Genomic DNA, 681 nt, shown 5'->3' with positions numbered 1-681 from the left:
ACCGGGGCGTCGTTGGTGCCGGTCACGGTGATGGTGACGGTCTTGGGTGCGCTGACGCCGCCGTCATTGTCCGTGGCGGTGTAGCTGAAGGTGACGTCGCGGCTCTCGCCCGCGGCCAGACTGTCGAAGTCGGTGCCCGGCGTGAAGTTGTAGCTGCCGTCGCTATTAAAGCTGAGGCTGCCGTTGCCGGTGCCGATATCCGTCGCCAGGTCGTAACCGGCGATGGTGCCATCGACATCGGTCGCTACCGGCACCTGGCCGGTCAGCACAGTGTTCTCGCCGGTGGTCCGGGTATCGGCGACGGCGATCGGCGCATCGTTGGTGCCGGTCACGGTGATCGTCACCGTCTTGGGCTCGCTGACCCCACCGTCGTTATCGGTAGCGGTATAGCTGAAGGTGATATCGCGGCTCTCGCCGGCAGCCAGACCGTCGAAGTCGGCACCGGGGGTGAAGCTGTAGGAACCGTCGGCATTGAACGTCAATGAACCATTGCCGGTGCCGACATCCGTCGCCAGGTCATAACCGGCGATGGTGCCGTCGACGTCACTTGCCGCCGGCACCTGGCCGGTCAGTAGTGTGTTCTCTTCCGTCGTGGCCGTGCCTGCCTGAGCCACCGGCGCGTCGTTGGTGCCGGTGACGGTAATGGTGACAGTCTTGGGTGCACTGACGCCGCCGTCGTTA

General features: G+C 64.9%; 1 protein-coding gene. It reads right to left on the bottom strand.

Going from position 1 to position 681, the window contains the following annotated elements; translation table 11 throughout:
• A partial coding sequence (locus tag BTW07_RS19155; protein ID WP_144077023.1) for a tandem-95 repeat protein occupies positions 1–681 on the bottom strand: 681 nt, incomplete at both ends.

The sequence above is a fragment of the Salinicola socius genome, from assembly GCF_001937195.1.
Taxonomy (GTDB): Bacteria; Pseudomonadota; Gammaproteobacteria; order Pseudomonadales; family Halomonadaceae; genus Salinicola; species Salinicola socius.
The sequence above is the reverse complement of the archived record's forward strand: the minus strand, read 5'-3'. Positions and strand labels throughout refer to the sequence as shown.